This window comes from Pseudooceanicola lipolyticus (assembly GCF_002786325.1).
In the GTDB taxonomy this organism is placed as follows: Bacteria; Pseudomonadota; Alphaproteobacteria; order Rhodobacterales; family Rhodobacteraceae; genus Pseudooceanicola_C; species Pseudooceanicola_C lipolyticus.
This window is the reverse complement of sequence record NZ_PGTB01000418.1, coordinates 1-631: the sequence shown is the minus strand read 5'-3', so window position 1 is coordinate 631 and position 631 is coordinate 1. Positions and strand designations below refer to the sequence as shown.

The 631-nt window shown below is 73.1% G+C and carries 1 protein-coding gene; it reads left to right on the top strand.

The window, feature by feature from the left end:
- Positions 1–631 (top strand): FAD-dependent oxidoreductase (locus CVM52_RS26360; RefSeq protein WP_172721112.1); only part of this gene is annotated, 631 nt, incomplete at both ends.

Below are 631 nucleotides of genomic sequence, written 5' to 3'. Positions count from 1 at the left end.
CGCTTGCGCGGCGAGCTTTCGCGGCAGGGCGTCACGCTGGTGGAGCACGCGCCGGTGGCGCGACTGGCGGCCGGCGCGGTGGTGCTGGCAGACGGGCGCGAGATCCCGGCGGGCTTTATCGTCGGTGCGGCGGGGGCGCAGCCGCAGGGCTGGCTGAACCGGACCGGGCTGGACCTGACCGACGGCTATATCACCGTCGATGCCGAACTGCGCGGCAGCGATGCGGCGATCTTCGCCGCCGGTGACTGCGCCCACCTGTCCATGGCTCCGCGCCCCAAGGCCGGGGTGTTTGCGGTGCGCGCGGCACCGGTGCTCTATCACAACCTGCGCGCGGCGCTGACCGGCGGCGCGGCGCGACCGTATCGGCCGCAGCGCGATTATCTCAAGCTGATTTCGCTGGGCGAGCGGCGGGCACTGGCCGACCGCTTTGGCCTGGCCCCCAGCGGGGCGCTGATGTGGCGCTGGAAAGACCGGATCGACCGGCGTTTCATGGACAAGTTTCGCGACCTGCCTGCGATGGCGCCGCCGCCGCTGCCCGCGATGCGTGCCCTGGGGGTGGACGAGGCGCTGGGCGACAAGCCGATGTGTGGCGGCTGCGGCGCCAAGGTGGGGCGCGACACGCTGCGCGGTG